Origin of the sequence: Pseudomonas japonica (assembly GCF_900188455.1) — a bacterium.
In the GTDB taxonomy this organism is placed as follows: Bacteria; Pseudomonadota; Gammaproteobacteria; order Pseudomonadales; family Pseudomonadaceae; genus Aquipseudomonas; species Aquipseudomonas japonica.
Genome location: NZ_FZOL01000008.1, coordinates 72,026 through 98,550 on the forward strand (window position 1 = coordinate 72,026; position 26,525 = coordinate 98,550).

Consider the following 26,525-nt stretch of genomic DNA (forward strand, 5'->3'; position numbering starts at 1 on the left):
TGTCCAGCGGCATGCGTCCCCTGTTGTTCGAACGCCTGGCCGGGAGCGCGGGCGACACCCACTCGCTCGACCGCCAGGCCCTGGCCGCGTCGGTCCGCGAGGAGCTGTCGCGCCTGCTCAACAGTCGCCGCTCGGGCCCGGCGCTGAGCACGCCACCCACCGTGCTCGACTACGGCATCGGCGACTGGAGCGGCCTGCAGGCCAGCAACAGCGACGACCGCCGGCGCATCGCCCGGGAAATCCGCGCCGCCATCAAGCACTTCGAACCGCGCCTGCACCTGGGCGAGGTGGAAGTGCGCCTGGTGGCCGGGCAACCGCGCGCGCTGAACATCCTGCTCAGCGGCATGCTCCACCAGGGTGGCCAGCAATGGCCGGTGGCCTTTGCCCTGGAAACCGGCGATACGGGCGTGGAGGTCAGCCATGAGCGACTCGATTGACCCGCAACTGCTCGATTACTACCAACGCGAACTGACCTGGCTGCGCAACGCCGGCAGCGCCTTCGCCAACCGCTACCCGAAGGTGGCGCGGCGCCTGGAGCTGTCGCCGGGGGAAAGCCAGGACCCCCACGTCGAACGCCTGCTGGAAGGTTTCGCCCTGCTGTCGGCGCGCCTGCAGCGTCGTCTCGACGACGACTACGCGGAATTCAGCGACGCCCTGCTCGAACAGCTCTACCCGCTGGCCCTGCGTCCCCTGCCCTCGTGCGCCATCGTGCGCTTCGAGCCGGACCCGACCAAGGGCGCGCTGGAAACCGGTTACACACTGCCACGCGATACCCCACTGTTCGTCACCACCACCCGTGGCGACAGCATTCATTTCCGCACCGGCGCCGAGGTCACCCTGTGGCCGCTGCAGATCGCCGAAGCGGTGCTTCTGGGCGGCGACGAAGCGCGCGAACTGAGTGGCCGCTACGACGCCGGCTCGGCCCTGCGCCTGCGTATCGACTGCCTGGGCAAGGCCAGCTGGGCCGAGCTTGGCGTGCGTCAGCTGCGCCTGCACCTCGACGCCTCGCCGATGGTCAACGCGACCCTCTACGACCTGCTCGGCGCCCATACCCTCAGCGTCTTCAACGGTGCCAGCCGCGACAAGCTGCGGCGCCTGGCGGACCTGCCGCGGGTGGTCGGTTTCGCCGACGAACAGGCCCTGCTGCCCGACGAAGATGGCGTCCACCCCGGCCTGCGCCTGCTCGCCGAGTACTTCGCCTTCCCGGAGAAATTCCACTTCTTCGATGTCCCGGTCGACCCCACGCACGTCGAGGGCAACAGCCTGTACCTGTACCTGGTCTTCGACCGCCCGGCGCCGCCGCACCTGTACCTGCAGGCCAGCGATATCGCCCTGGGCTGCGCGCCGGCGATCAACCTGTTCCGCCGCACCTCGGAGCCGCTGCGTCCGGACGGGCGCAGCAGCGAATACCGCCTGGTCGCCGACAGCCACCGCGAGAACAGCGTGGAGATCCACAGCATTCGCAGCATGCGCGCCCTGGGTGCCGATGGCGTGGTGCGCCCGCTGGCGCCCTACTACGGCAGCCAGCATGGCAGCGCCACGACGCTGTACTGGCATGCCCGGCGCATCCATGGCCTGACGCCCAACCGCATCGGCAGCGACCTGCTGGTCAGCCTGGTCGACCCCGGTTTCGATCCATTGCGCCAGGCCTGGAACTTCAGCCTCAGCGCCGAGCTGCTGTGCACCAACCGCCATCTGGCACAGAGCCTGGCCGCCGGCACCGTGCTGTCGTTCGAGCGCCCCGGCGCACCGGCCAGCGCGCGCCTGGTCAACCCGCCCAGCTCGCAGGGTGTGCCGAGCCTCGACGGCCAGTCGCGCTGGCGCCTGGTGTCGCAGCTGACCCTCAATCACCTGTCGCTGGTGGAAGGCCCGCAGGCCCTCGATGCCCTGCGCGAAATGCTGACGCTGCACAACCTGCGCAACGAAGCCAGCGCCGGTCGGCAGATCGACGGCCTGAAGAGCCTGAGCAGCGAGCGCCGCGTCGCCCATGTCGGCACTGACGCCTGGCGCGGCTGGCGCAAGGGGCTGGAGGTGCGGGTGCAACTGGACCCGGCGCACTTCGTCGGCCACAGCACCGTGCTGTTTTCCGCGGTGCTGGCGCAATTCTTCTCGCTGTATGCCACCGCCAACCGCTACATCAGTACGGTACTGGTCGACGCCGACGACGCCACCAAGGAGATCAAGACATGGAGCCCGCAGGCCGGCATGCCCCTGAGCCTCTGAGCGACACCCTGCGCGGACGGCCCCAGGGCTTCGAACTGCTCCAGGCCCTGCTGATCCTCGAACACGAGAACCGCAAGGCCACCTCGCTGGGTTGCGGCAGCGTGCCGCAGAACGAGGCGGTGCGCCTGCGCGGTCCGCTGACCCCGGTGTTTCCCGCCAGCCAGGTGGAAAAGCTCAGCCACGACGCCCATGACCCGCGACCGATCCTCAGCACCCCGCTGTTCGGTCTCGGCGGCCCGGACGGCCCGCTGCCCTACGCCTTCCAGGAATGGCTGCAGCAGCGCGCGCTGGCCCGCGACCATGCGCCAGCGGAGTTTCTCGACCTGTTCCAGCACCGCCTGCTCAGCCTGCTCTACCGGGCCCTGCGCAAGCACCGCGTCGCCCTCGGCTTCGCCGAGCCCGGCGCGACCCCGGTACACCAGCAACTGCGCGCCCTCAGCGGCCTGTTGCCGCAAGGCCTGCGCGAGCGCCAGCAGTTGCCGGATGCCGCCCTGCTGGCGCGCACCGCGCTGCTCGCCGGCGGGCGGCGCTCCCTGGCCGGGTTCGTCTCCATCGTTCGGCATCACTTCGACCTGCCGCTGCGCTGCGAACCCTATACCGGCGCCTGGTGCGAAATCCCCCCGGGCAGCCGCAGCGTGCTGGGCCGTGGCCGGCGCAACCTCAGCCTCGGGCGCACGGCGATCGCCGGCAAGCGGATCTGGGACGAGCACGCCGGCATCACCCTGGTTTTCGGCCCGCTGAATGCCCGGCAGGCACAGGACCTGCTGCCGCAAGGCGAAGTGCACCGGCAACTGGCCGACCTCGCCGCGCTGTATTTCGGCCCCGACCTGGACTGCGCGCTGGTCCTCGAAATCGACGGCGCGCAACCGCTCTACCTCAAGCGCGAGCAGCCCCCGCAACTGAACTGGAACTGCGGCCTGCAGCGCGCCGACAACCCGACTCACCGTCAGCGAATCGCAACCCGACTGCGCCAGTCGGCAAGGACAGAACATGGAACTCGGCAGTCTGATCGCATGCTTGAACAGTGACACCCGCGACGCCCTGGAGCGCGCCGCGCAACGCTGCCTGCAGCGAGGTCATCATTTCGTCGAGATCGAGCATTTCCTCCTCGAAATGCTGGAGATCGACGCCGGCGACCTGGCCTGCCTGCTGCCCGCGTTCAAGGTCGAGCGCGATGCCCTCGGCGAGCAGATCAACCGTGCCCTGGAGCTGTTCAAGAGCGGCAACACACGGACCCCGTCGCTGTCGGCGCAGACCGTCAACCTGCTCAAGGAAACCGTGCTCGCGGCCAGCCTGCGCGGCGAGCAGAGCATCCGTTCCGGCCAGTTGCTGCTGACCCTGCTGGAGCGCGATGAATTGCGCGCGCAACTGCTCGACAGCGCCGCGGCGCTGCTGGCGATCCCCGTGGACCGCCTGCGCGGCAGGTTCGTCGAGCTGACCGCCGGCTCCCGTGAACAACCCGTTGCCAATGCCCCGGCCAAGCGTGGCAAGGGCAACGCCAAGAGCGCCGAGGACCCGCTGCTGGAGCAGTACACCCAGGACCTCACGGCCGACGCCCGGGCCGGGCGCATCGACCCGATCATCGGCCGCGAGGGCGAGATCCGCCAGTGCATCGACATCCTCCTGCGGCGCCGGCAGAACAACCCGATCCTGGTCGGCGCCCCGGGCGTCGGCAAGACCGCGCTGGTCGAAGGCCTGGCCCTGCGCATCGCCGCCGGCGACGTGCCGCCGGCCTTGCAGGACGTCTGCCTGCGGGTCCTCGACCTCGGCCTGCTGCAGGCCGGCGCCGGGGTCAAGGGCGAGTTCGAACAGCGCCTCAAGGGCGTGATCGACGCGGTGCGCAGCGCGCCCAAGCCGACCATCATCTTCATCGACGAAGCCCACACCCTGATCGGTGCCGGTGGCGCCGAGGGCGGCAGCGACGCGGCCAACCTGCTCAAGCCGGCCCTGGCCCGCGGCGAACTGCGTACCCTGGCCGCGACCACCTGGCAGGAATACAAGAAGTACTTCGAGAAGGACCCGGCCCTGGCCCGGCGCTTCCAGCTGGTCCAGGTCGAAGAACCCAGCGAAGCCACCTGCGTGAAGATGCTCCGCGGCATCGCCACCAAGCTGGAACAGCACCACGGCGTGCAGGTGCTGGACAGCGCGATCCAGGACGCGGTGAAGCTGTCGCACCGCTACATCTCCGGACGCCAGTTGCCGGACAAGGCCATCAGCATTCTCGACACCGCCTGCGCCCGCGTCGCCCTCGGTCAGCACGATGTGCCACCGCCGCTGGAGCACCTGCGCCACCGCCAGCACAGCCTCAACGAAGAACTGGAACGCCTGCGCCGCGAACAGGCCACCGGCCAGGATCATCGCGAGCGCATCACCACCCTGGAGGCGGAGCTGAAGGTCGACCAGGACGCCACGCGCGAGCTGGAAACCCGCTGGAGCGAAGAGCGCGAGGCAGTCCGCGAGCTGCTGGAGACCCGCCAGGAACTGCTGCGCCTGACCGAGCGCGCCGATGCCGACGGCGAGAAGCGCGATGCCGAAAGCGACAGCCGCATCGATCACCTGGCCGCCGAGCTGCTGCGCCTGGAAGCCGGCCTCGACGCCATTCGCCAGGACGATCCACTGGTGCCCGAACAGGTCGATTCGAAGATCGTCGCCGCGGTGATTTCCGGCTGGACCGGCATTCCCGTGGGCAAGATGCTCGCCGACGAGGCCCACGCCGTGCGCACCCTGGGCCAGCGCATGGGGCAGCGGGTGATGGGCCAGAAGACCGCCCTCGACACCATCGCCCAGCGCCTGCAGGCCTACCGTGCCGGCCTCACCGATCCACAGAAGCCGGTGGGCGTGTTCCTCCTCCCCGGCCCCACCGGGGTGGGCAAGACCGAGACCGCCTATGCCCTGGCCGACGCCCTGTACGGCGGCGAGCGCAACCTGATCAGCATCAACCTCTCCGAGTACCAGGAGGCCCATACCGTCAGCCAGCTCAAGGGCGCCCCGCCCGGCTACGTCGGCTACGGCAGCGGCGGCGTGCTGACCGAAGCGGTGCGGCGCAAGCCCTATTCGGTGGTGCTGCTGGACGAGATCGAGAAGGCCCACCCGGATGTCCTGGAAGCCTTCTACAACGTCTTCGACAAGGGCGTGATGGAAGATGGCAGCGGCCTGATCGTCGACTTCAAGAACACCGTGATGCTCGCCACCAGCAACGTCGGCGCCGAGCTGATCCTCGACACGCCCAAGGCCGAGCTGGACGGCGAAGGCTTCAACGAACGCCTGCACAAGGTGCTGCTGCAGGCCTTCCGCCCGGCGTTCCTGGCGCGCATGACGGTGGTGCCCTATCACCCGCTGGACGAGGCGACCCTGGAGGGCATCGTCCTGCACAAGCTGGAAAAACTCCGCGATCGCTACAAGGCCGCCACCGGCAAACAGTTCGATTTCGACCGCGGCATCGTCAAGGCGGTATTGGCCAAGTGCAGCGGCGCCGGGGCGCGGGATATCGAGAACGTGCTGATGAAGCAGGTCACCGGGACGCTGGCGGAATGGGCGCTGGAGTAGTGCTTGTCTTGAGATTTTTTGCGCTCTTGAGACCGAGCGCCGCCCGCGCGGCGCATCGCGGGCAATGCCCGCTCCCACATTCGTTGCAACGTGCCATGGCCTGTCGGATTTGAGTTGTCAGCCTTTGTTTTTTTCGGCGATGCATCGCGGGGAGGCTGTTGGGCTCGACTCGGTATCGCGTCGTGCCGACAAGGCGGACAACCATGGCCTATCAGACATAGGTACGTTGCAACAAATGTGGGAGCGGATTCATCCGCGATGCGCCGCGCGGGCGGCGCTCGATCTGGAGAGCACTGCAAGTCTCAAGACCAGCGCCACCGCGTCACCGCAAAACCCCATCACCGTGTAGAGTCACCCTTTCCGCCTGACCGTTCCGAGAGCCCTCGATGCCCCGCGCTACCGACAGCAATACCAGCCTTTCCCTCAGCGCCAGCGCCGTCAGCGACCTCTATCCCGAATCGCTGAGCGGCACCGAGGTACTCAACGGTCTGGGCATGTGCATGCTGCGCGGGCATGCGGACAGCGCCCTGACCCTGACCAGCGCGGTGGCCAGCCATGTCACCGCGACCCTGCACAACGACGCCCAGTCGCGCCCGCTCGACGGCCTGGTCGCCGAGATCCGCCAACTGCCCGGCGACGCCAGCGCCGACCACTACCAGCTGCTGCTGCGGCCGTGGCTGTGGTGGCTGAACCTGGCCAGCAACAACCGGGTATTCCAGAACCAGACCACCTCGGACATCGTCACCACGATCTTCGATGCCCACGGCTTCAGCGACTACAAACTGTCCCTGACCGGCAGCTACACCGCGCGGGAGTACTGCGTGCAGTACGGCGAAAGCGATTTCGCCTTCGTCTCGCGGCTGCTGGAGGAAGACGGCATCTTCTGGTTCTTCACCCATGCGGACGGTGTGCACACCCTGGTCCTGGCCGACAACAACGATGCCTTTCCGGCGATCCCCAACGGCCCGGCGCTGAAGTACCTGGGCCAGGAGATGGGCGTGCGCGAGCTGCACGGCATCCGCTCCGGGCAACGGGTGCTGCAGGCGGTGGCCGGGGTCTATTCGGCCAACGACTACGCATTCACCACCCCGACCACGGCGCTGTACAGCCAGGCCGAGGCCAAGGCCGGGCCGCTGACCCTGTACGAACACCCCGGTGGCTACATCGACAAGTCCCGTGGCGATGCCCTGACCAAGCAGCGCGTCGACGGCCTGCGCAGCCAGGAGCAGCGTTTCGTCGGCGAGAGCGACTGCCGCTGGCTGGTGCCGGGACACTACTTCACCCTCAGCGGGCACGACGACGACAGCCTGAACAGCGACTGGGTGGTGACCTCGGTCACCCATGACGTCAGCCACCAGCACTACCGCAACCGCTTCGAGGCCATTCCCAAGGCCACCCCCTACCGTCCGCCGCGCACCACCGCCAAGCCGCGCATGCACACCCAGACCGCCACGGTGGTAGGCAAGTCCGGCGAAGAAATCTGGACCGATGAATACGGCCGGATCAAGATCCAGTTCCCCTGGGACCGCGACGGCAAGAACGACGAGACCAGTTCCTGCTGGGTGCGCGTGGTCCTGCCCTGGACCGGCAAGAGCTTCGGCATGCAGTTCGTGCCGCGGATCGGCCAGGAAGTGATCGTCACCTTCATCGACGGCGACCCGGACCGGCCGCTGGTCAGCGGTTGCGTGTACAACGGCGACAACAGCCTGCCCTGGGCCCTGCCGGACAACCAGACCCAGTCCGGGATCAAGACCAACTCGTCGAAGGGCGGTGGCGGTTTCAACGCCCTGCGCTTCGAGGACAAGAAAGACAGCGAGGAAGTCTTCCTGCAGGCGCAGAAGGACTTCAACACCAACGTGCTCAACGACGTCAGCGTGACCATCGGCCACGACGAGACCCAGACCGTGCAGAACGCGCGCACACGCACGGTCAAGGAAGGCGACGAGAGCATCACCCTGGAAAAGGGCAAGCGCACGGTAGCAATCCAGACCGGCAGCGACAGCCTCGACGTCAAGGACACGCGCACCGTCACCGTGGGCGGTGACCAGACCCACAAGACCGGCGGCAACTACACCGACAAGGTCACGGGCAACTACAGCCTGACCATCGACGGCGACCTGACCATCAAGGTCAGCGGCGCCATCACCCTGCAGAGCGGTGCCAGCTTCAGCATCAAGAGCGGCGCCGACCTGGCCGTGCAGGCCAGCACCTCGATCGCGCAGAAGGCCGGCACGTCCTTCGCCAACCAGGCCGGCACCTCGCTGGAGAACAAGGCCGGCACCACCATGACCAACGACGCCGGGGTCAGCCTGACCAACAAGGGCGGCGCCGAACAGACCGTCGACGGTGGCGGCATGCTGACCATCAAGGGCGGCCTGGTGAAAATCAATTGAAGACCGTGAGCAAGGGTGATGCCTTCCAGCTGGAGCGTGGCGATTCGCGGCTCAGCGGGCGCCTGCTCGACGGCGAGCTGAACGGGCCGTTGCGCATCGACGAACAGGCGCGGCCGCAGGCCTTGCTCAACTATGCCGGTGGCGTGCTGCAGGGCGAGAGCCAGACCTTCCACGCCAATGGCCGGGTGTCGGCGCAACTGCCCTATCGCAACGACAGGCTCGACGGACTGGCGCGCTTCTACTCCGAGGAGGGTCAGTTGGTCCGCTCGGCCAGCTATCGCCTCGGGCTGCTGCATGGCGAAACGACCAGCTATTACCCGGATGGCGCCATGGCCGAGCGCGAGCGCTACAACAACGGCGTGCGCGAAGGGCTGCAGGAGCGTTTCCATGCCAACGGCAAGCTGGCGTTGAAGGCGCAGTACCTCAATGGCCAGTTGCTCGATCCGGGGCAGCGCTATGCCGAGGATGGGCGGCCGCTGGATGCGGCGGGCAAGCCGGTGTCGCGGTTGAAGTGGTGGTGGACGAATGGGGCGGAAAACTAGCCGTCCACACGAGGAAAAAGACCGGCCCCTTCGAGCCATTCCTCAGCGGCGCGACCGAGTGCCTTGAGAAAACGATGCTGGTCGCTCCGTGCTGCCTGATGAGCGTCGTCCTGGAAGTAATAGAGCATCAGACGATCATTCTCGTCGGACATCGCATACACAAGATGCCTGTCGGATGTCTTTCTATAGGGATCGGCATGTCGGTCCGCCCAGAGTCGTCGCTCTCGTGGGGGAATATCGCCTTCCGGTCGCAGATGGACATGGCGCAAGCCGACCTTGGGAACGACCGAACCGGCTGGGTCGCGGTAACTGGCATCCCGCCCGAAATCGGGATGATGACCATGTTCGGCCCAGAACTTGAAAGCCTCGATCAACTGGTCGCGAAACTCGACCTCGACAGGATCCGCAGGATCGAATTGCCCTATGAAAACGTCATGTATTTCAACGCTATCCATGCGGCAGTCGGTTACCTATTCGGGTGCGTAGCGGTCAATGAGCGACTCCCGGCCTCGCTCGGAGATTGCCCGGGACTTGTCGTTTGCAAGGGGAGGAAGCGAGGGTGGGGGCTTGCGTACAGGTTGTTCGGAGATTTCGCGCTTTTTACGCGAAGCCGGGGCTTTGACGCTCATCACGAACTCCAGGGGATTCGAAGGGACAGATGGCGATCATTTTTGAGCAACGAACCCGTGCAGTCAACGAACAGTTGAAAACAAGGCAGCGTCTGCCCGGGGACTCTGAACAGCGCCCTCAGGTTCAGGGAATCAGCGTCTGCACCTGCCCCGCGAAATTCACCTTGATCACCCCCGCCCAGTTGCACATCAGGGTGCAGTTGGCGTCCAGCGCCGGCATGTTGCCGAGCAGTACCGTCGGTGCCCCGGGGATCCACGGTGAAGCGGTGGCCGGGATGCACGGCATCGGCGTCAGCACGCCGAGCGCCGCGGCGGTGGCTGCGGCGACCATGGGGTTGGCCATGCTCGTGCACATGCCGAAGGTGGGGATATTGACCAGCGGAATATGGTCCATGATGTTCGCCGCCGGCACGCCACCGACCATCGTCCGGTTCACCGGCAACACGTTCAATGCACATGGCGCGGCACCGAAACTGCATTGCAGCAAGGCACCGGTAACGACCTGGGGGCACGACATCCCTGACTCCGCGGGTGGGGCTCTGTGGGTGTCGACTGTAGCCCATTTGTAGGAAATTTCCCTCATCGAAAAGCATCGCTGGCAAGCCAGCGGAGGGGCCCTGTCGGCCACCTTATATTCCAATAAATTATTAATTTATCTTTATTGATAATTGGACTGAATATCACATCCCCTCTAAAACTCCCTCCACCCGGCCACTGTTGCCCGACCAACTGTTTACCCGCCAACACCCGATCAACAGTTACCGCACAAAGACAACAGCCACGCCAGCCACGAATCAAGTACAACTCATTGATTCAAAAGACTTTTCATAACTGGAACGGCTCTTGCTCAAGTCAGGACATCAACGCAGCCAAGGAATCCGCACCATGAGTACCGCTTTCAACATCGTCGCCGTTTCCGGCGGCGCCTGGCGCCCGTCGCGCACCCTGGTCCTGACCGAAGCCCTGATCGCCGCGCTCGGCCAGCACCTGGACTTCAGCGTGCAGGTCATCGAACTCGGCGACATCGCCCGCCCGGTCGGCGGCGCCCTGTCGCGCAGCGAACTGCCCGCCGAGGTCGAGGCGCAACTGTTCGCCATCGAACAGGCCGACCTGCTGATCGTCGCCGCCCCGGTCTACCGCGGCTCCTACCCGGGCCAGTTCAAGCATCTGTTCGACCTCATCGGCCAGGACGCACTGATCGACACCCCGGTGCTGCTCGCCGCCACCGGCGGCAGCGAGCGCCATGCGCTGGTCATCGATCATCAACTGCGCCCGCTGTTCAGCTTCTTCCAGGCCCTGACCCTGCCCATCGGCGTCTACGCCGCCCAGGCCGATTTCCACGACTACCAGATCACCAGCCCGGCGCTGCAGGCGCGTATCGCCCTGGCGGCGGAGCGCGCCGCCGCCGTGCTGGGTGGCGTGATCGACAATGCCCCGCGCAAGATCGCCTGAGGCATGACCATGACCCTGCCCTCCCAGCACCTGCAAACCCCGCTGCAGATCGCCCGTGAACTGGCCACGCGCTTCGCCGAAACCGCCGTCGAGCGAGATGCCCGCGGCGGCACCCCAAAAGCCGAGCGCGACGCCCTGCGCGCCAGCGGCCTGCTCGGCCTGGTGATTCCGACCCAGTACGGAGGCCTCGGCGCCAGCTGGAGCGAGACCCTGGAAGTGACCCGCGAATTCGCCCGGGTCGACAGTTCCATCGCCCATGTCTTCGGCTTCCAGCACCTGATGCTGGCCACCGTGCGCCTGTTCTCCCGCCCCGAACAATGGGAGCCGTGGTTCGAACAGACCGCGCGCAAGCACTGGTTCTGGGGCAACGCCCTCAACCCGCTGGACACCCGCACGGTGGTCAAGCGCTTCGACGGCTGGTGCGAGTTCTCCGGCAAGAAGAGCTTCTGCTCCGGCGCCAGCGACTCGGAAATGCTCATCGCCTCGGCGGTCGACGAAAGCGCCGGCGGCAAGCTGCTGATCGCCGCGGTGCCCAGCGCGCGCAGCGGCATCACCCTGCACGGCGACTGGGACAATATCGGCCAGCGCCAGACCGACAGCGGCAGCGCCACCTTCGAGCGGGTCCGCGTCGAACACGCCGAGCTGCTTCTCGATCCCGGCCCGCTGAGCACGCCGTTCGCCTGCCTGCGCCCGCTGATCGCCCAACTGCATTTCGCCAATCTGTTCCTCGGCATCACCGAAGGCGCCTTCGCCGAAGCACGCCAGTACACCCTCAACGAAAGCCGGCCGTGGTTCCGCTCGACGGCCCGGCACAGCGGCGAAGATCCCCACGTGCTGCGCCATTACGGCGAATTCTGGGTCGGCCTGGAAAGCGCGCGCCTGCTGATCGAACGCGCCGCCGCCCTGCTCGACCAGGCCTGGGCCAAGGGCACCGGCCTGGGTGCCGAGGAGCGCGGGCAACTGGCCCTGGCCATCGGCACGGCCAAGGTGGCCGCGACCCGCCATGGCCTGGATATCTGCAACCGCCTCTTCGAAGTCACCGGCGCCCGCGCCACCCATGCCTCGCTGCGCTTCGACCGGCACTGGCGCAACCTGCGTACCCAGACCCTGCACGACCCGGTGGACTACCGCATCCACGAGCTCGGCGAATGGGCGCTGAACGCTGTGCGCCCGACCCCGACCTTCTATTCATAAGGCCTGCCCATGCAACTGCTCACCCTGCCCCCGTCCCCGACCCTGGCCACCTCGATCCGTGCCACCGCGCAGGTCTTCGAAGACCCACGCTCGCAGGCGCTGCTGGCCCACCTGCAACAGGTCGCGCCCAGCGAGGCCAGCGTGCTGATCATCGGTGCCACCGGGACCGGCAAGGAGCTGGTGGCACGGCACATCCACAACCTCAGCGCACGCCGCAACGGGCCGTTCGTGGCGGTCAACTGCGGGGCGTTTTCCGAGTCGCTGGTGGAAGCCGAGCTGTTCGGCCACGAAAAAGGCGCCTTCACCGGCGCCCTGGCGGCCAAGGCCGGCTGGTTCGAGGAGGCCGACGGCGGCACCCTGTTCCTCGACGAGATCGGTGACCTGCCGATGCCGATCCAGGTCAAGCTGCTGCGCGTGCTGCAGGAGCGCGAAGTGGTGCGCCTCGGTTCGCGCAAGAGCATCCCGATCAACGTGCGGGTGCTGGCGGCGACCAACGTGCAACTGGAGAAGGCGATCAACGCCGGACACTTTCGCGAGGACCTGTACTACCGCCTGAACGTGGTCAGCCTGCAATTGCATCCACTGCGCGAGCGCCCCGGCGATATCCTGCCGCTGGCCCGCCATTTCATCGCCGAGTACAGCCGGCGCCTGGGCTACGCCGAGGTCAGCCTCAGCGAAGAGGCCCGCCAGCGCCTGGCCGGCTACGACTGGCCGGGCAATATCCGCGAGCTGGAAAACGTCATCCACCACACCCTGCTGCTGTGCCGCGACCAGGTGATCCGCGCCGAGGACCTGCACCTGTCGAACCTGCGCATCGAGCGCGAGGACAGTACCCGACCGCGCCAGGAAAGCGCCGACGAACTGCTGCAGCGGGCCCTGCTGCAACTGTTCGAGGAACAGGGCGAAGGCCTGCATGAAAAGGTCGAGGACGCCCTGCTGCGCGCCGCCTACCACTTCTGCCACTACAACCAGGTGCACACCGCGCAGTTGCTCGGGCTGTCGCGCAATATCACCCGCACCCACCTGATCCGCATCGGCGAACTGGTGGTGAACAAGCGCCGTCCCGCTCCCGGCGGCCTGGACGGCCGGGTGATCAACCTGTCGATCTGAATTTCAAGAAAACCCTTGCTACGCGTGCCTACCTACCAACGATGGCAACAAGGACACTGCAATGAGCCTCGATATCTTCTGGTTCCTGCCGACTTCCGGCGACACCCGTTACCTCGGCCATTCGGCCAGCGGCCGCCCGGCGACCAACGCCTACATGCGCCAGATCGCCGTGGCCGCCGACCAGCTCGGCTACGACGGCCTGCTGATCCCCACCGGCGCCAGTTGCCTGGACCCCTGGGTCACCGCCGCCAGCCTGGTGCCGGTGACCCAGCGCATCAAGCTGCTGGTCGCCCTGCGCACCTCCCTCGGCAACCCCACCGCCTCGGCGCGCCAGGCGGCGAGCCTGGACCAGGCCAGCAACGGCCGCCTGCTGCTCAACGTGGTCCCCGGCGGCGATGCCACCGAACTGGCCGCCGACGGCGTGTTTCTGGAACACGACGAGCGCTACGAAGCCTCGGACGAATTCCTGACCATCTGGCGCCGCCTGCTGCAGGGCGAGAACGTCGACTTCGAGGGCAAGCACCTCAAGGTCGAAGGCGCGCGGAACTTCTTCCCGCCCGTGCAGCAGCCCTACCCACCGCTGTATTTCGGCGGATCCTCGGCGGCCGCCCATGAGCTGGCGGCCCGGCACGTGGATGCCTACCTGACCTGGGGCGAGCCGCCGGCGGCGGTGGCCGGAAAGATCGCCGACGTGCGCGCCCGCGCCGCTGCACACGGTCGCAGCGTGCGCTTCGGCGTGCGCCTGCACGTCATCGTGCGCGAAACCAACGAAGCCGCCTGGGCCGCCGCCGACGAACTGATCAGCCATCTCGACGACGCCACCATCGCCGCCGCCCAGGCCAACTACGCGAAGATGGACTCCGAGGGCCAGCGGCGCATGGCCGCCCTGCACGGCGGCGACCGCAACAAACTGGAAGTGGCGCCGAACCTCTGGGCCGGGGTCGGCCTGGTGCGTGGCGGCGCTGGTACCGCGCTGGTGGGCGATGCCGCCACCGTCGCCGCGCGCCTGCTGGAATACGCCGAGCTGGGCGTCGACAGCTTCGTGCTGTCCGGCTATCCGCACCTGGAGGAAGCCTACCGCTTCGCCGAGCTGGTGTTCCCGCTGCTGCCGGGCAAAGGCAAGGTCACCGTGGACGGTGCCTTCACCGGTGGCGCGTTCGATATCCGCGCCGGCAAGGACAAGGAGCAGGCGGCATGAAGATCATCGACCTGCGCTGTCGTCCGGCCTTTCTCCATCCGTTCTTCGGTGGCGTGCCGGGCTCGCCGGAGCATGACACCGCCCGCTGGCTCAACCGCCGGGTCGGTACGCGTGGCGCCGACAACCATTTCGAGCGCTCGCTGACCCCTGAAGGCTTTCTTGGCGAGATCCGCGAGGCCGGGCTGGACAAGGCCGTGGTGGTGGGTCGGCATACGCCGGGCCAGCACCTGCCCAACGACCTGATCCACAGCGTGGTCCAGGGGCATGCCGAGCTGCTCGGCATCGGCGCGGTGGAGCCGGTGTTGCAGGGCGTGGAAGGCGCACTCGCCGAGATCGACCGCGCCATCGACGTGCTGGACCTGGCCGGCATCGACCTGGAACCGGGCTTCGCCGAGCCGGCGCGGCACCCGGACGATCGTCTGTACTGGCCGATCTACGAGCATCTGCAGACGCGTGGCGTGCCGCTGTTCATCATGAGCGGACCGACCACGCCCGATCCGGCCTACAACGACCCCGGGCGTCTGGCGGCCGTGGCCCGCGCGTTCCCGCAGTTGCGGATCGTGGTCAGCCATGGCTACTGGCCCAACGTGCAGCAGGCCATCGGCCTGGCGTTCCGCTACGAGAACGTCCACCTGGTGCCGGACATGTACCTGTTCCAGGCCGGCAGCGAAGGCTATGTGCAGGCGGCCAACGGCTTCCTCGCCGAGCAGTTGCTGTTCGGCTCGTCGTACACCTTCCGGCCGATCGGGCAGAGCATCGAGGATGCACAGCGCCTGGGCCTGCGCGATGACGTGCTGGAGAAGTTCTTCTACGGCAATGCGCGGAGGCTGTTCGGTCTCTGAGCGACCTCTCGGCAGAGCCTGGACCCCAGGCCCTGCCCTGATGCCAGCGTCCCTGTGGGAGATTCTATGGCCAGGGGCAATTCTGGGGTTTTTCACGGAATCCCGGGAGCTTGGGGTTGAGTGTCGGTGGCGCGAGCTTATCCATTGCCGGTGGTGACGCTACAGGCCCCTTCTGCCTTCACGGCGGGTCCATTTTGAAAGGCTTGCCGGGGGACCGTATCAAGGCCGCCAGGTGCCTGTCTTGAGTGTTGTAGCGCCTGTGAGATCGAGCGCCGCCCGCGCGGCGCATCGCGAGCGCGCTCGCTCCTACATTTTTTGCAACGTGCCTATGCCTGACAGGCCATGGTTGACCGCCTTGTGTGCACGACGCGGTATCGCGTCGACCCAACAGTTTCCCCGCGATAAATCGCCAAGCGCCAAAGGCTGGCAACGCCGCTCTCACAGGCCAGGGCACGTTGCAAAAAATGTAGGAGCGAGCGCGCTCGCGATGCGCCGCGCGGGCGGCGCTCGATCTCACAGGCGCTACAACACTCAAGACAGGCAACTGGCGGCCTTGATGCGGTCCCCCGACAAGCCTTGCGTCACCGCCTGCAACGGATAAGCTCGCGACACCGACGCCTCCCACCCCTCTCCCGGCAACCGGGTCAGGCGCTACGCGCCAACCCCGCCAGCACCTCCTCGATCTCCACCAGCACCGCCGGATCGTCGAGGGTCGACGGCGCCACGTAGGCCTGCTGGTCGGCGATCTTGCGCAGCACCGCGCGCAGGATCTTGCCCGAACGGGTCTTGGGCAGGCGCTTGACCACCCGCACCCGGTTGAAGCAGGCCAGCGCGCCGATCTGTTCACGCACCGTCGCCACCAGCTCCGCCTGCAACTGCGCCTCGCCGCCGTCCACGCCATCCTTGAGCACCAGCAGCGCCAACGGCACCTGGCCCTTGATCTCGTCGCGCACGCCGACCACCGCGCACTCGGCCACCGCCGGATGACGGGCCACCAGGTCCTCCATTTCGCCGGTGGACAGGCGATGCCCGGAGACGTTGATGACATCGTCGGTGCGACCCAGGATGTAGACGAATCCGTCATCGTCCAGGTAGCCGCCGTCACCGGTGTGGTAATAGCCGGGATAGGCCTGCAGGTACGACTCCAGATAGCGCGAATGATCGCCCCACAAGGTCTGGCTGCAGCCCGGCGGCAACGGCAGGGCGATGACGATCGAGCCCTGCTGGTTGGCGCCGAGGACCTGGCCGTCCTCGTCCAGCACCCGCACGTGATAGCCCGGCACCGCGCGGTTGCTGGAGCCGGCGCGCCCGCCGCTGCCGTGCAGGCCCAGGCACGGCGCGGTCACCGGCCAGCCGGTCTCGGTCTGCCACCAGTGGTCGTGGACGGCCTTGCCGCTGACGCTCTCCAGCCATTGGTGGGTACTGGAATCGAGGCGCTCGCCGGCGAGGAACAACTGACGCAGCGAGCTCAGGTCGTAGCGCCGCAACAGCTGGCCGTGCGGATCCTCCTTGCGGATCGCGCGCATCGCCGTCGGCGCGCAGAACAGGCCATTGACCCGGTACTGCTCGACCACCCGCCAGTAGGCCCCGGCATCCGGCGTGCGGATCGGCTTGCCCTCGTAGAGCACCGTGGTGCAGCCACTCATCAGCGGCCCGTAGACGATCAGCGAATGCCCCACCACCCAGCCGACATCGGAAATCCCCCACCAGACCTCGCCGGCCTGCATGCCATAGATGCTGCGCATGGCGAAGCGCAGGGCCACGGCATTGCCGCCGTTCTCACGGACGATGCCCTTGGGTTTTCCGGTGGTGCCGGAGGTGTACATGATGTACAGCGGATCGCCGGCGCGCAGTTCCACCGGCGGCACCGGCCGCGCGCCCGCCAGTTCGGCCTGCCAGTCCAGGTCGCGGCCCGCGAGCAGCGTCGCGCGCACCTGCGGGCGCTGCAGCACGAGCACTTTCTCCGGCGGGTGCGCGCACTGCTCCAGGGCACTGTCCACCAGTGGCTTGTAGGCAATGACGCGGTCGAACTCCACGCCGCAGGACGCGGTCAGCAGCACCGTCGGCCGCGCATCGTCGATGCGCAGGGCCAGCTCGTGCGGGGCGAAGCCGCCGAACACCACCGAGTGCACCGCGCCGATACGCGCGCAGGCCAGCATGGCCATGGCCGCCTGCGGCACCATGGGCATGTAGATGACCACCCCGTCGCCTTGCTTCACCCCGAGCGCGCGCAACAAGCCGGCCAGCCGCGCCACTTCGTCGCGCAACTGATTGAAGGTGAAGGTCTGCTGGCTGCCGGTGACCGGCGAATCGTAGATCAGGGCGAGCTGCTCGCCACGGCCTTCTTCGATCTGCTGATCGAGGGCCAGGTAGCAGCTGTTCAGGCGGCCGTCGGCGAACCACTGGTGGGTGCCGTCGGGGTTGTCGCGGAGGATTTCGGTGGGTTTGCGAAACCAGGCCAGGTTGTCGGCCTGCTCCGCCCAGAAATCGGCGGGCGCGGCAATGGAGCGGTCATAGCTGTGCTGATAGCTCATCGGTACATAACCCTACGTTTGTTGTTGTTAAAGGGCGAACCTCGAGTATGCCGGGATGACACCGCGCTGCCATCGAACTTAAGTCGCATGAGCGCTGGCGTTTGCCGTTATCATGGCCGCCGTTTTTCGCCACGACAGCCCCCATGCACAGCCTTGAAGACCTGAAAGCCGGCCGCCTGGCAGGCACCGTTCGCCTCGACCTGGCCTGCGGCCTGGAGCGCTTTCCCGAAGAAATCTTCGACCTGGCCGACAGCCTCGAAGTGCTCAACCTGACCGGCAATGCCCTGACCACCCTGCCCGCCGACCTCGGCCGCCTGCACAAACTGAAAGTGCTGTTCTGTTCGGACAATCGCCTCAGCGACTTGCCGCTCGGCATCGGCGGCTGCGCACAGCTGCAGGTGGTCGGGGTGAAGAGCAACCGCATCCACCAGGTCTCGGCCGCCGCCCTGCCGCCACGCCTGCGCTCGCTGGTGCTGACCGACAACCGGCTTGAAACCCTGCCGGATGCCCTGGGCGATTGCCTTGAACTGCAGAAGCTGATGCTCGCCGGCAACCGCCTGCGCGAGCTGCCGCAAAGCCTGGCTCGCTGCGAGAAACTGGAACTGCTGCGCATCGCCGCCAACCGTCTGGAAGCGCTGCCGGAGTGGTTGCTGCGCATGCCCAACCTGGCGTGGCTGGCCTATGCCGGCAATCCGTTGCACGGCGACCTGCCCGCGCAGGAGTGCGCGCGGATCGACTGGCACGACATCACGCTGGAACAGCAGCTTGGCCAGGGTGCCTCGGGCATCATCCACCGCGCCCGCCTGCGGGGCCACGACGCGGCGGTGGCGGTGAAGCTGTACAAGGGCGACATCACCAGCGACGGCAGTCCACTGCTGGAGATGCAGGCGTGCATCGCCGCGGGCAACCACCCACAACTGATTCCGCTGATCGGCCGGGTGGACAATCATCCGAAGGGGATTGCGGCGCTGGTCATGGAACTGATCGATCCCGCCTGGTTCAACCTCGCCGGCCCGCCGAGCCTGGACAGCTGTACCCGGGACATCTACCCCGCCGGGCGCAGGCTGGAGGGCGCCGCGGTGAAGCACCTGGCCCGGGGCATCGCCTCAGTGGCGGCTCACCTGCACGGTCGCGGCATCAGCCATGGCGACCTGTACGGGCACAACATCCTCTGTGACGAACAGGGCCATGGCCTGCTGGGGGACTTTGGCGCGGCGTCGTTCCATGGCGGAGATGGGCGTGTCGAGGCGAGGCTGATCGAGCGGATCGAGGTGCGAGCGTTCGGGGTGTTGCTCGGGGAGTTGCTGGAGCGCTGTGGTGAGGAACTGCCAGCGATGGCGGAACTGCAGCAGGACTGCTTGCAGGCAGATGCTCTGCTGCGGCCCGGATTTGCCGAGATCTTGCAACGTTTGCCGGCCCTCTCCCTGTAGGAGCGTGGCTTGCCCGCGAAGGACCGTGAAACGGTCCCCAATGGCGTTGCTGTCGGGGACCGCTGACGCGGTCCTTCGCGGGCAAGCCACGCTCCTACGGGAGACGCGGCACGAGCAGGTGACTCAGGCAGTCAAACCGACATACACGTTCTGCACATCGTCATGCCCATCGATGGCATCGAGGAAGGCTTCCACTTCGGCCAGTGCCTCGGCGCTCAGGCTCGCGGCGCTGACCGGGTTCTTCGGGGTGTAGCCGATCTTCGCCGCGGTCACGGTGAAGCCCTGGCCCGGCAAGGCTTTCTGCACGCTGTCCAGGTCGGTGGTTTCGGTGATGAACAGGGTCGCGCCTTCATCGGCCGGCTCGAAGTCCTGGGCACCGGCTTCGATGGCGGCCAGTTCAGGGTCGGCATCGGCGCTGTCCGGAGTGGCTTCGATCAGGCCGACGTGGTTGAAGTCCCACGATACCGAACCCTCGGCGCCCAGTTGGCCCTTGCGGAACAGCACGCGGACTTCGGCGACGGTGCGGTTGACGTTGTCGGTCAGGCACTCGACGATCAGCGGCACCTGGTGCGGGGCGAAACCTTCGTACTTGACCGCGTGGTACTGGATCTGCTCGCCCAGCAGGCCAGCGCCTTTCTTGATCGCACGCTCGAGGGTCTCGCGGGTCATCGAGGCTTTCTTGGCCTGCTCGACCACCAGACGCAGACGCGCGTTCATGTCCGGGTCGGCACCGCTGCGCGCGGCGATCTGAATTTCCTTGGCCAGCTTGCCCATGATCTTGCCCTTGGCATTGGCAGCTGCTTCTTTATGCTTGGCTTTCCACTGTGCGCCCATTTCGACTCTCTTGTTTCAGGTGTCGGTTCAGGAAACGACCGACAAAGTGGCCAGCAGTTTATACGGCCTCCGGCGGGCAATCGACAAAAAATCGCGATTGCCCGCCCCGCCCGTCTCAGGTGCGCAGCGGCTTGATCGCCATGGCGGTATTCGGCGCTACCTGCGGATCATGCGCGGGACTGGCCGGACGGCTGTTCCAGTGCGGCAGCAGGACCAGCGCGGAAAACAGCGCGCAGGCGGCGAAGATGACGAACACCGTGACCCCGTCGAAATAGCCCGGCAGCAAACCACCGAGAATCGCCCCCACCGAACCGCAGCCGTTGACGAAACCGGCGGCGGTGGCCCCGGCCCTGGCGGTGCCGAAATCGATGGCCGCGGCGCCGCTGATCATCGAGTCGGGACCGTACAGGGTCAGGCCCATGACGAACAGCAACGCCACCACCAGCACCACGCTGCCGCTGTGCAGCGCCCCCATGAACAGCGCCAGGGCCACTGTCAGCAGGACCAGGCTGATGACGCAGGCCGGCATGCGTCGGGCGCCGAACAGCTTGTCCGAAGCCAGGCCGATCATGATCGGGCCGAGCAGCCCGGCCAGCTCGAAGGCGGTGGGAATGATCGCCGCGCCGACCTTGCCCACGGACGGCATCTGTTCGAAGACGATCACCGGCCCCCACAGCAGGATGGCGTAGCGCGCCGGCTTGAGCAGGAAGTAGGCCAGGCCGAGGACCAGCACGGTGCGGTTGCGCAGGATGTCGCGCAGCGGCGCCCAGAGGCTGCACAGATGACTGGCCGCGGCCATGCTCTGCGGCTCGGGCTCCACCGCCGGCAGGCCGACGTCCTCGGGTTTGTTGCGCTGCAGGAAGAAGAACAGCAGCGCCACCGCCGCCACCACCGCGGCACTGGAGAAGAATGCCGCGTGCCAACTACCGATCAGGGTGTAGGCCCACCAGCCGGCGAACGGCGAGGCCACCAGGCCGCCGAAGGCGTAGCAGGAACTCCACAGCCCCAGTACCCGGCCCCGTTGCGCGGCCGGGAAGAAGCTGCCGATGTTCTTGCACAGCCCGGCCCAGCCGGTGGACTGGGCCAGGCCCTGGACCAGCATGCAGCTGGCGAACACCGGGAAGGTCGCGTAGCTGCCCATCACCAGCGCCGCGCCGGCGGAAATCAGCAGGCCGCCGAGTACCACCACGCGCGGGCCGAAGCGGTCGGCGAGCATGCCCCAGGTGAACTGGCCCACGGCATAGGCGGCCAGATAGAGAGCATCGAGGTTGGCCATGGCCATCTTGTCGAGGGTGAAGTCGGGGTCTTCGGCGATGCCGAGCTTGGCCACCGAAAAGGCTTTGCGGGTGAAGTAGAACGCCGCGTAGGCAAGCCAGGTGATGGCGAAGATCTGCATGCGCCAACGCTGGATGCTGGGGGTGTGCTTGCTCATGAATCTGACCTCGGATCTGAGTGTGCCGGCAGAATTGGAAGAAAACGCCTGTGTTGTTGTTGTGTTGCGCACTCCGGTGACGAACCGCCGTCACCGGGTCAGATGGGTCGCCTGATCATGCCAGACGCCCATGACCGAACAGTCATTCCATGGCTGTCAGCGGTCCGAGAGATGGAAACAAATTGCACACTGATAAATAAAATCGATTTATCGTATTTCAAATATAAGTTCAGCTTGTTACAGGAGCAGCGATGTCGGTTTCCCAGGCTCAACTCAAGGCTTTCCATGCCGTGGCCCAGCACGGCAGCTTCACCCGCGCCGCCGAACGGCTGTTCCTGACCCAGCCGGCGATCTCCGATCAGGTGCGCAAGCTGGAGGAGCGCTACGGGGTGCTGCTGTTCCATCGCAACAAGCGCTCGGTGCAACTGACCGACCTTGGCGAGCGCCTGCTGGGCATCACCCAGCGCCTGTTCGCCTGCGAAGCCGAAGCCAACGAACTGCTGCAGGACTCCCGCGCGCTGCAGACCGGCACCCTGGTCCTGGCGGTGGATGCGCCGGTGCATGTGCTGCGCCAAGTGGCGCGCTTCTGCCAGCGTTTTCCCGGCATCAGCGTGAAGATCGAGACCGGCAATACCGACGATTCCCTGGCCCGGCTGTTCAGCTACCAGGCCGATATCGCCCTGCTCGGCCGCGATGTCGAGGATGCGCGGCTGTTCTGCCTGCCACTGCGCGACGAAGCCATGGTCGCCTTCGTCTCCCGTGACCATCCCTGGGCCGGTCGCGAATCGATCCATCTCGCCGATCTCGACGACACGCCCTTGGTGCTGCGCGAACCCGGCTCGGTGACCCGGCAGACCCTGGAAGAAGAAATGCGTCGCGCCGGCCTGCGCATCCGCGCGGCGATCCAGGTCGAAGGCCGCGAAGCGGCGCGGGAGGCGGTGGTGGTGGGGATCGGCGTGGGCGTGGTCTCGGCGGCGGAGTTCGGTGCCGATGCGCGGGTCTGCGCGCTGCCCATCGTCGATTGCCAGCGGCGCCTGAAGGAGACCCTGGTGTGCCTGAACGAACAGCGCTCGCGGCGGCTGGTGGCGACGTTCATGGAGATGTTCGAGGACGATTTGCCCGCCGCGTGATTGTGGGAGCGAGATCGCAATCAACCCGAGGGCAGTTTTCTTCAATACCGGCACATTCCGCCCCGATAGTCTCCAGGCTCCCTCCCCCACTCGAGAGCGCCTTCATGAGCCTGTCGCTATCCATGGCCGCCTTTGCGCTGGCCGCTTCCATTTCCCCCGGTCCGGTCAACCTGGTCGCCCTCGCCGCCGGTGCCCGCCACGGCCTGCGCGCCGCGCTGCGGCACGTCACCGGGGCGACCCTGGGTTTCTGCCTGCTGCTGTTGCTGGTGGGCTTCGGCCTGCACGCGGTGCTGCTGCGCTGGCCGGGGCTGACCGAGGCGCTGCGCTGGGCCGGCATCCTGTTCCTGCTGTACATGGCCTGGAAACTGGCCAGCGACGACGGCCACCTCGGCGACGGCCACCCGCGCAAGGCCCCCGGCTACCTCCACGGCGCCGCGATGCAGTGGCTCAACCCCAAGGCCTGGCTGGCCTGCGTCGCCGGGGTCGGGGCCTTCGTCGGCCAGGGCGAGAGCGCGCTGCTCTGGCAGTTCACCCTGATCTACCTGGTGATCTGCTACCTGTCGGTAGGCTGCTGGGCCTGGGCCGGCACGGTGATCCGCCACCATCTGCAACAACCGCAACGCATGCGTCTGTTCAACCGCTCGCTGGCTGGCCTGCTGGCGGCCAGCGCCGGCTACCTGCTACTGGGCTGAGCGATAGTGCCCCGGCGTGGCCGCCAGGTGCTGCTTGAAGGCCCGCTGCAGATGGGCCTGGTCGGCGAACCCGGCCTCATGGGCGACCTCGGCGATCAGGCGGCCCTGGCGCAGTTGCGCGCGGGCATAGCGCACCCGGTGATCGAGCAGATAACCATGGGGCGTCAGGCCGAAATGCTGCTTGAACGCGCGAATCAGATAGGAGGTCGATAGCCCCGCCGCGTCGCCGATGTCCTCCAGTTTCAGCGGCTCGGTGCAATGCGCGCGAATATAGTCCGCCGCCCGCTGCAGCCGCGCATTGCCCGGCTCGACCGCCAGCGGCGCTGCCTCGATCTGCTCGCGCAACTGGCCGAAGAAGCACTCGGCGGCGAGGCGCTTGTCCTCGCTGGCGCACTGGCGGTCGGTCAGGCGCCGGTACAGCGCGGTCAGCGCCCGGTACAGCGCCGGCGAGGTGCTCAGGGTGCGTCCCAGCGGCTCGAAGCCCTGCTCGCCCAGCCACGGCATGTCGACGTAGAGCATCAGATAGGACCAGGGCTGGTCGGCAATGGGATTGCAGGCATGGACCACGCCGGGATTCATCATCACCACGCTGCCCGCTTCGATTTCGTGCCAGCACTGGCCATCGAAATAGGTGCTGCGCCCGGCGGTGATCGCCCCGATGGAAAAGCCTTCGTGGGAATGCCGGGCATAACAGACCTTGCGGCCATCGGCGACCGCCCGGGCCTCGATGAACGGCAGCGACGGATCGCGCCAGAAAGTCGAACCATTGCTCATCGAAACATCTCCCGGGGCTGTGCGAAAACGTCAACGAGCCTATCACCCGCCAGCCTGCCGCTCCAGCGACTCAGCCGCCACAATAGCGCGCCACGCTCAAGTGCTCGGCCGCCGCCAGGTCGCGGTTGACCAGCGCCAGGATCAGCGCCATGGCCCCGTCGTACAGCGCCCCCGCGGGGGTGCCCACGGCACTGCAGCGCTCGAACAGTGCCTGCAGGCGCGCGCCGATCGCGTCCTCCGCCGGCGGCTCCTCGCACGCCGCGACGTACAGCGTCTCGAACAGCGAGTGGTAGCCGTTGCGCAACCAGAAGGCGCTGTTGGCCAGCTGGAAACGCCAGTAGGTGGTCACGCTCGGCGGGCCGTCGAATAGGCCTGGCAAATCCCGGCAGAGGGCTTCGGTCACGCCGCTGACGCCGCCGCTGAAGGGGGTGTCCAACTGGTCCATGTAGTCGGTGTGCGGGTGCCGCGGATCGGCGCTGTACTGGTGGTAGCCGCGGTACTTGTCCTCGGCGATCAGCCAGCTGTTGTCCGCCGCCAGCAGGGTTTCCGGGCGCGCGTTGAGGATCAGGTACGGGTCCGGGCGCAGCAGGCGATTGCCTACGGCGGGCTGTCCGGCGAGCACCCGCAGGCACTGGAACAGCACCTGCATGCGCAGGCTGCGGCCATCGTCGCTGTCCAGCAGCGGTTCAGCCGGTTCGTCAGCCAGGAGGATGTCCAGCAGGCGCAGCGCGCGGGCCTGGTGCGGCAGCGCCGGGAGCCGCTCGCCCAGCAGGTGGCGGGCTTGCGCCAGTGTGCTTTGCAGGTAGGCGTCATCCAGCCAGGTGTGCCGATCCTCGCGACGGCGCAGGCGCCCGGCCAGCGCCGAGAGCAGCGGATCCAGGGCCCGCCAGCGCCACACCCGGTCCGCGAAGGCCCGCTCCCAGAGCACCTTGCCCAGGTGATTGCCCTTGATATCGCGGCGGCCGTCGCGCGGCGCGTCAGGCACCGGCAACAGCCCGCCCGGGGTCAGGTGATTGCGCTCCAGCAGGCGCAGCCACTGCGCCATGAACGCACTGCGCTCGCGCGGATGGTTGAGCCAGGGGCAAGCGCCCTCGCCAGCATCGCGCAACGCCTCCAGCCGGTCGAAGAAGGCGGCGTTGTGGGCATAGGCCGCCTGCACCTCGCTCACGCACAGATGCCGGCTGTTGACCCGCTCGCCCTGGAGTTCCATCACCCCGAACGGCGTCGCCGCCAGGTACTCGCCATCCCGGGGCAGCTCCAGCAGGTACAGATGCTCGCCAAAGCCCAGGGTGCGCTCCACTTCGCGCACGTCGACGAAGCGGCCATCGCGGTCCGGATCGTAGTGGCTGCGGGCATAACTCTGCACGGCGATGGTCTGGAAGCTGGCGATATCGGCGTAGCGATTGAGCAATTGATCGAGGCGCCGCGGCACGCTGACGTTGCGCGTCCGTGCTTCGCCATTCGGGTCGTCGAACGCTTCGATGCCGATCTGGTTGCAGACCTTGCGATCGACATTGACCGCCCGCAGCCAGTAGCCGTCGTCCAGCACCCGCACCAGGAAGCCGCCACGCAAGGTGCTTTCGGAGACCAGGTAGTCGCCGAGAAAGGCCTCGATGAACGCGGTACGCACCAGCACCGAACGAATCGGCGCGAAGGTCGGCGACCAGGCCTGCGCCGGCTCGTGCTTGAGCCGGTACTGCTGCTGCCACGCCAGGGAGCGGGCCAGGGTGCCGAACGAGAAGTTCATCAGGCCGCGGGTGCGGGTCGCCAGGCGTCCATGCTCCAGGTAGAGGTCCTTGTAGCGGCGTTCGTAGCTGGGGTCGACCAGCGCGACATTCATCCGCACATGGCCGGGGCGCTCTTCCATCAGCAGCAACGACAGGTTGACCGGCAAGGCATCGGAGGCCGAGGGAATCCGCTCCAGGGCGGCGACGGTATTGTCCGACGGCGCCGCGAGCAACGCCCGATAACGCTCGGCCACGGCCTTCCAGCCCTGCTGGCGGGCGAACGGGGTGATGCGCGAGGCGCCTTCGACGTCGATCTTGCGTTGCAGCAGATCGATCATGCGTTGCAGGCGCACCAGCAGCCCGGGACATGGCGCGCGCAGGCCATCGCCGGCACGGAGCAGACGCAGGGCCTTGCGCCAGGCGCCTTCGAAGCCATGCATGGCGGCTTGCTGGCGGCTGTACAGGGCAATGTCGCGGTCGAGCGCCTGGCGATAGGCACTGGCGTCGCCCAGCCGCTCGCGGCGGAGGCGCAGAAGCTCCAGGTGCTCGTCGATGTCGCGGGGGTTGTCCTGCATGCTGTAGCACTGCGCGGCGAGCACGCTGAGGGTGGTGCGCTGGATCTCCAGCAGGCGCGCATCGACTTCGCCAAGGAAGTCGGCGCGCTCGCCGGGGTTGAGGTGGAACCACGGACTGCGCCGGGGCGCGGCGGCGATGCGCTGGTCGATGAGTGTGTTGAGCAGGCGGGTGTAGTCCCGCGAGGGCTGGGTCATGGCGATCATCCTTGAGGGCCGGGGAAAGCCACGATGCTAGCGCGCCCACCCACCCCGAAAGGACCGGCAAAAC

Annotated in this window: 21 protein-coding genes; 14 read left to right on the top strand and 7 right to left on the bottom strand. The window is 67.0% G+C overall.

From position 1 onward, the window contains the following. Positions 1–11: 11 nt before the first annotated feature. The 6 genes from tssE (at position 12) to CHB99_RS12085 (ending at position 8,704) form a co-directional block, all read left to right on the top strand. Complete coding sequence (gene tssE / locus CHB99_RS12060) at positions 12–437, top strand: type VI secretion system baseplate subunit TssE (RefSeq protein ID WP_377697271.1); 426 nt, start codon at positions 12–14, stop codon at positions 435–437. Next, positions 421–2,223, top strand: a complete 1,803-nt coding sequence (tssF, locus tag CHB99_RS12065) for a type VI secretion system baseplate subunit TssF (RefSeq protein ID WP_042129565.1) — start codon at positions 421–423, stop codon at positions 2,221–2,223. The genes tssE and tssF overlap by 17 nt, the downstream gene beginning before the upstream one ends. Then, a complete protein-coding gene (tssG, locus tag CHB99_RS12070; protein ID WP_042129563.1) occupies positions 2,187–3,251 on the top strand; it encodes a type VI secretion system baseplate subunit TssG in 1,065 nt (354 codons plus the stop codon). The genes tssF and tssG overlap by 37 nt, the downstream gene beginning before the upstream one ends. Next, positions 3,214–5,769, top strand: a complete 2,556-nt coding sequence (tssH, locus tag CHB99_RS12075) for a type VI secretion system ATPase TssH (protein WP_042129561.1) — start codon at positions 3,214–3,216, stop codon at positions 5,767–5,769. Before tssG ends, tssH begins: the two co-directional genes overlap by 38 nt. A gap of 386 nt (positions 5,770–6,155) precedes the next feature. Next, the gene (tssI, locus tag CHB99_RS12080) at positions 6,156–8,162 is read left to right on the top strand and encodes a type VI secretion system tip protein TssI/VgrG (RefSeq protein WP_042129554.1); all 2,007 of its coding nucleotides are present in this window, start codon (positions 6,156–6,158) and stop codon (positions 8,160–8,162) included. A 5-nt stretch (positions 8,163–8,167) separates the two neighbouring features. After that, a complete protein-coding gene (locus tag CHB99_RS12085; protein ID WP_042129558.1) occupies positions 8,168–8,704 on the top strand; it encodes a toxin-antitoxin system YwqK family antitoxin in 537 nt (178 codons plus the stop codon). On the opposite strand, the gene CHB99_RS12090 is transcribed toward CHB99_RS12085, so the two are convergent. Further along, the gene (locus CHB99_RS12090; RefSeq protein ID WP_084702973.1) at positions 8,701–9,159 is read right to left on the bottom strand and encodes a type II toxin-antitoxin system YafO family toxin; all 459 of its coding nucleotides are present in this window, start codon (positions 9,157–9,159) and stop codon (positions 8,701–8,703) included. The two genes, CHB99_RS12085 and CHB99_RS12090, sit on opposite strands and share 4 nt — an antisense overlap. Before the next feature lie 298 nt (positions 9,160–9,457). Then, positions 9,458–9,850, bottom strand: a complete 393-nt coding sequence (locus tag CHB99_RS12095; protein ID WP_042129550.1) for a DUF4280 domain-containing protein — start codon at positions 9,848–9,850, stop codon at positions 9,458–9,460. 368 nt (positions 9,851–10,218) lie between these two features. Here CHB99_RS12095 and msuE point away from each other — a divergent pair, with 368 nt between their 5' ends. The 5 genes from msuE (at position 10,219) to CHB99_RS12120 (ending at position 15,129) form a co-directional block, all read left to right on the top strand. After that, entirely contained in the window at positions 10,219–10,785 is a 567-nt protein-coding gene (gene msuE / locus CHB99_RS12100) for an FMN reductase (RefSeq protein ID WP_042129548.1), read from the top strand. Between the two features lie 9 nt (positions 10,786–10,794). Continuing rightward, on the top strand, positions 10,795–11,979 hold the full coding sequence (locus CHB99_RS12105; RefSeq protein WP_042129556.1) for an acyl-CoA dehydrogenase family protein: 1,185 nt from the start codon (positions 10,795–10,797) through the stop codon (positions 11,977–11,979). A gap of 9 nt (positions 11,980–11,988) precedes the next feature. After that, positions 11,989–13,089 carry a sigma-54 interaction domain-containing protein gene (locus CHB99_RS12110; RefSeq protein ID WP_042129547.1) on the top strand — a complete coding sequence of 367 codons (1,101 nt, stop codon included), beginning with the start codon at positions 11,989–11,991 and terminating at the stop codon, positions 13,087–13,089. Positions 13,090–13,150: 61 nt separating this feature from the next. Continuing rightward, a complete protein-coding gene (gene ssuD / locus CHB99_RS12115) occupies positions 13,151–14,287 on the top strand; it encodes an FMNH2-dependent alkanesulfonate monooxygenase (RefSeq protein ID WP_042129545.1) in 1,137 nt (378 codons plus the stop codon). Next, the gene (locus CHB99_RS12120) at positions 14,284–15,129 is read left to right on the top strand and encodes an amidohydrolase family protein (protein WP_042129544.1); all 846 of its coding nucleotides are present in this window, start codon (positions 14,284–14,286) and stop codon (positions 15,127–15,129) included. The genes ssuD and CHB99_RS12120 overlap by 4 nt, the downstream gene beginning before the upstream one ends. 644 nt (positions 15,130–15,773) lie before the next feature. On the opposite strand, the gene CHB99_RS12125 is transcribed toward CHB99_RS12120, so the two are convergent. Continuing rightward, complete coding sequence (locus CHB99_RS12125; RefSeq protein WP_042130268.1) at positions 15,774–17,663, bottom strand: propionyl-CoA synthetase; 1,890 nt, start codon at positions 17,661–17,663, stop codon at positions 15,774–15,776. A gap of 143 nt (positions 17,664–17,806) precedes the next feature. On the opposite strand from CHB99_RS12125, the gene CHB99_RS12130 reads away from it, so the two are divergent. Further along, positions 17,807–19,093: a leucine-rich repeat-containing protein kinase family protein gene (locus CHB99_RS12130; RefSeq protein WP_042130270.1), complete on the top strand. Its 1,287-nt coding sequence runs from the start codon at positions 17,807–17,809 to the stop codon at positions 19,091–19,093. Positions 19,094–19,216: 123 nt separating this feature from the next. On the opposite strand, the gene CHB99_RS12135 is transcribed toward CHB99_RS12130, so the two are convergent. Continuing rightward, positions 19,217–19,927, bottom strand: a complete 711-nt coding sequence (locus tag CHB99_RS12135; RefSeq protein ID WP_042130272.1) for a YebC/PmpR family DNA-binding transcriptional regulator — start codon at positions 19,925–19,927, stop codon at positions 19,217–19,219. Positions 19,928–20,042: 115 nt separating this feature from the next. Next, the gene (locus CHB99_RS12140) at positions 20,043–21,359 is read right to left on the bottom strand and encodes an MFS transporter (RefSeq protein ID WP_042130274.1); all 1,317 of its coding nucleotides are present in this window, start codon (positions 21,357–21,359) and stop codon (positions 20,043–20,045) included. 251 nt (positions 21,360–21,610) lie between these two features. Between CHB99_RS12140 and CHB99_RS12145 the strand changes: the two genes are divergently transcribed. Then, complete coding sequence (locus CHB99_RS12145) at positions 21,611–22,489, top strand: LysR substrate-binding domain-containing protein (RefSeq protein WP_042130276.1); 879 nt, start codon at positions 21,611–21,613, stop codon at positions 22,487–22,489. 104 nt (positions 22,490–22,593) lie between these two features. Continuing rightward, positions 22,594–23,181 (top strand): LysE family translocator, encoded by a 588-nt coding sequence (locus CHB99_RS12150; RefSeq protein ID WP_042130278.1) that lies wholly within the window; start codon positions 22,594–22,596, stop codon positions 23,179–23,181. Here CHB99_RS12150 and CHB99_RS12155 read toward each other — a convergent pair. Further along, complete coding sequence (locus CHB99_RS12155) at positions 23,170–23,955, bottom strand: AraC family transcriptional regulator (protein WP_042130281.1); 786 nt, start codon at positions 23,953–23,955, stop codon at positions 23,170–23,172. The genes CHB99_RS12150 and CHB99_RS12155 overlap by 12 nt on opposite strands. A gap of 70 nt (positions 23,956–24,025) precedes the next feature. Beyond that, positions 24,026–26,452 carry a hypothetical protein gene (locus CHB99_RS12160; protein ID WP_052419570.1) on the bottom strand — a complete coding sequence of 809 codons (2,427 nt, stop codon included), beginning with the start codon at positions 26,450–26,452 and terminating at the stop codon, positions 24,026–24,028. Positions 26,453–26,525 lie beyond the last annotated feature (73 nt).

Bases quoted from the DNA above. Each gene is read 5' to 3' on its own strand.
- CHB99_RS12135 (WP_042130272.1), bottom strand. From the start codon at position 19,927: ATGGGCGCACAGTGGAAAGCCAAGCATAAAGAAGCAGCTGCCAATGCC.
- CHB99_RS12145 (WP_042130276.1), top strand. From the start codon at position 21,611: ATGTCGGTTTCCCAGGCTCAACTCAAGGCTTTCCATGCCGTGGCCCAG.
- msuE (WP_042129548.1), top strand. From the start codon at position 10,219: ATGAGTACCGCTTTCAACATCGTCGCCGTTTCCGGCGGCGCCTGGCGC.
- CHB99_RS12160 (WP_052419570.1), bottom strand. From the start codon at position 26,452: ATGACCCAGCCCTCGCGGGACTACACCCGCCTGCTCAACACACTCATC.
- CHB99_RS12105 (WP_042129556.1), top strand. From the start codon at position 10,795: ATGACCCTGCCCTCCCAGCACCTGCAAACCCCGCTGCAGATCGCCCGT.
- CHB99_RS12150 (WP_042130278.1), top strand. From the start codon at position 22,594: ATGAGCCTGTCGCTATCCATGGCCGCCTTTGCGCTGGCCGCTTCCATT.
- CHB99_RS12155 (WP_042130281.1), bottom strand. From the start codon at position 23,955: ATGAGCAATGGTTCGACTTTCTGGCGCGATCCGTCGCTGCCGTTCATC.
- CHB99_RS12140 (WP_042130274.1), bottom strand. From the start codon at position 21,359: ATGAGCAAGCACACCCCCAGCATCCAGCGTTGGCGCATGCAGATCTTC.
- tssI (WP_042129554.1), top strand. From the start codon at position 6,156: ATGCCCCGCGCTACCGACAGCAATACCAGCCTTTCCCTCAGCGCCAGC.
- CHB99_RS12130 (WP_042130270.1), top strand. From the start codon at position 17,807: ATGCACAGCCTTGAAGACCTGAAAGCCGGCCGCCTGGCAGGCACCGTT.
- CHB99_RS12125 (WP_042130268.1), bottom strand. From the start codon at position 17,663: ATGAGCTATCAGCACAGCTATGACCGCTCCATTGCCGCGCCCGCCGAT.
- CHB99_RS12110 (WP_042129547.1), top strand. From the start codon at position 11,989: ATGCAACTGCTCACCCTGCCCCCGTCCCCGACCCTGGCCACCTCGATC.
- CHB99_RS12095 (WP_042129550.1), bottom strand. From the start codon at position 9,850: ATGTCGTGCCCCCAGGTCGTTACCGGTGCCTTGCTGCAATGCAGTTTC.
- tssE (WP_377697271.1), top strand. From the start codon at position 12: ATGCGTCCCCTGTTGTTCGAACGCCTGGCCGGGAGCGCGGGCGACACC.
- CHB99_RS12120 (WP_042129544.1), top strand. From the start codon at position 14,284: ATGAAGATCATCGACCTGCGCTGTCGTCCGGCCTTTCTCCATCCGTTC.
- tssG (WP_042129563.1), top strand. From the start codon at position 2,187: ATGGAGCCCGCAGGCCGGCATGCCCCTGAGCCTCTGAGCGACACCCTG.
- tssF (WP_042129565.1), top strand. From the start codon at position 421: ATGAGCGACTCGATTGACCCGCAACTGCTCGATTACTACCAACGCGAA.
- tssH (WP_042129561.1), top strand. From the start codon at position 3,214: ATGGAACTCGGCAGTCTGATCGCATGCTTGAACAGTGACACCCGCGAC.
- CHB99_RS12090 (WP_084702973.1), bottom strand. From the start codon at position 9,159: ATGGATAGCGTTGAAATACATGACGTTTTCATAGGGCAATTCGATCCT.
- ssuD (WP_042129545.1), top strand. From the start codon at position 13,151: ATGAGCCTCGATATCTTCTGGTTCCTGCCGACTTCCGGCGACACCCGT.